The 2,208-nt window shown below is 62.8% G+C and carries 2 protein-coding genes; both read right to left on the bottom strand.

Features of this window, described 5'->3' with window-relative positions; translation table 11 throughout:
• Window positions 1–14 precede the first annotated feature (14 nt).
• On the bottom strand, window positions 15–899 hold the full coding sequence (gene rarD, locus ACE04F_RS12465) for an EamA family transporter RarD (protein ID WP_486107063.1): 885 nt from the start codon (window positions 897–899) through the stop codon (window positions 15–17).
• A 153-nt stretch (window positions 900–1,052) separates the two neighbouring features.
• Window positions 1,053–2,066, bottom strand: a complete 1,014-nt coding sequence (locus ACE04F_RS12460) for an aldo/keto reductase (RefSeq protein ID WP_486107061.1) — start codon at window positions 2,064–2,066, stop codon at window positions 1,053–1,055.
• Between the last annotated feature and the right edge of the window lie 142 nt (window positions 2,067–2,208).

Below are 2,208 nucleotides of genomic sequence, written 5' to 3'. Positions count from 1 at the left end.
CCGCGGGGGTAGCCTTAAGCCCGGCGCCGCTGCCGCACCAGGTGCCTGAAGCCTTCCAGTACCAGCACGGCCACCGCCAACCAGATGGGGATATAGGTGAGCCATTCCTCAGCCTGGATGCTTTCCCCCAGCAGCAGCGCGACGCCCAGCAGCAGCACCGGTTCGACATAACTCAACAGCCCGAACAGGCCGAGCGGCAGCAAGCGGCTGGCAACGATGTAGGCCACCAGCGCCGAGGCGCTGATGACGCCAAGTACCGGAATGAGCAGCGATAGCCACGGGTATTGGCTGAAGACACCAAAGCCTTGCGCACCGCTCTGCACGAACCAGAGGGCCAACGGCAGCATCAGGGCCATGTCCAGCCAGAGACCGCCGAGGTTGTCGGTCCGGATGCGTTTGCGCAGGATGAAATACAGTGGATAGCCCAGCACGACCAACAGGGTCGCCCAAGACAAACTGCCGACTTGCCATAGCTCGTTGAGCACGCCGAGCGTAGCGAGGAACACGGCGATTTTCTGAAAGCGCGAGAGCCGCTCGCCATAGACGATGCGCCCGGTCAGGACCATCGACAGCGGCAGCAGAAAATAACCCAGCGACACGTCCAGGCTGTAGCCGTTGAGCGGCGCCCACATGAACAGCCACAACTGCGCGCCCATCAACGCCGAAGACGCCATCGCCCCGAGCAGCAGAAGCGGTGTGGCGACCAGCCGCTCGACAAGATCGGCGACGAGCTTCCACTCCCGTGCAATCAGCATGAACGCCGTCATGCAAGGCATCGTCAGCAGCATGCGCCAGCCAAAAATCTCCAGGCCGGTCAGCGGTGCGAGCAGCGAGGTGTAGTAATACATGACCGCGAACAGGGCGGAGGCCGAGGCCGATAGAGCGATGCCTTTGGACACTGATGCCTCTTGTTATTGGAATTGCAGCAGGGGATTGTCTACCCGTGGCAAGGGAGCTTGCTCCCGCTGGGCCGCGTAGCGGACCCGAAAATAGCGGCTGTTACGCAGCCGAGCGGGAGCAAGCTCCCGCGCCACGGGGGCCTGCGTTGAATATTACGACGTATGCGGCACGCGGCCCGGCACGAAATGACTGATGTCGTTGAACCCCGGCGTTGAAGCATGCCCCGGTGTCACCAGCGAATCGATGAACGCTTCGTCATCCGCCGTGATCCGCACCGCTTGCGCCCTGGTGTACGCGTCCCACTGCTCCTCGGTGCGCGGTCCGACGATGGCCGAAGTGACGGCACGGTTGTTCAGCACCCAGGCAATGGCGAATTCGACGATGCCGACGCCGCGAGCGCGGGTGTATTGCTGGATCTGCTGGGCAATGCGCAGGGATTCGACCCGCCATTCGGTTTCCAGGATGCGCTTGTCCTGGCGGCCGGCGCGGCTGTTGGCGTCCGGTGCCACATCGGGTGCGTACTTGCCGCTGAGCACACCTCGGGCGAGGGGGCTGTAGGGCACCACGCCGAGGCCGTAGTTCTGCGCGGCGGTGATCTGTTCGGTTTCCGCCTGGCGGTTGACGATGTTGTACAGCGGCTGGCTGATCACCGGCCGATCGACGCCCAGGCTGTCGGCGATACGGATCACCTCGGCGATGCGCCAGGCACGGTAGTTCGACAGGCCCCAATAACGGATCTTGCCCTGGCGAATCAAGTCGCCGATGGCCGACACCGTGACCTGCAAGGGCGTGTTGTGGTCTTCGCGGTGCAGGTAGTAGATGTCCAGGTAATCGGTGCCCAGGCGCGTCAGGCTGGCCTCGATGCCGTTGAAGATATGCTTGCGGCTCAAGCCGCTGCGGTTGGGCACGCCGTCCGGCGGGCCGAAGCCGACCTTGGTGGCGAGCACCCACTCGTGGCGACGGCTGGCAATCGCCTCGCCGACGATTTCTTCGGAACGGCCGTTGGTGTAGACATCGGCCGTGTCGATGAAATTGATGCCCTGGTCCCAGGCCTTGTCGATGATCCGCAGCGAATCCTCGGTGCTGGTCTGTTCACCGAACATCATCGTGCCCAGGGTCAGCGTCGAGACTTGCAACCCGGAATGGCCCAGCGTGCGGTAACTCATGGACAAGATCCTTTTATCGATGGGAAAGGTCCCATCAAATACCAGAACCGCCGTGTGGATCCAACCGTTTTCTCTACCCCGGCGAAATCCAATGTGGGAGCGAGCCTGCTCGCGAAGGCGTACTTCCAGGCACCCTCTACAG

The sequence above is a fragment of the Pseudomonas sp. AGC41 genome (assembly GCF_057334555.1).
The sequence above is the reverse complement of the archived record's forward strand: the minus strand, read 5'-3'. Positions and strand labels throughout refer to the sequence as shown.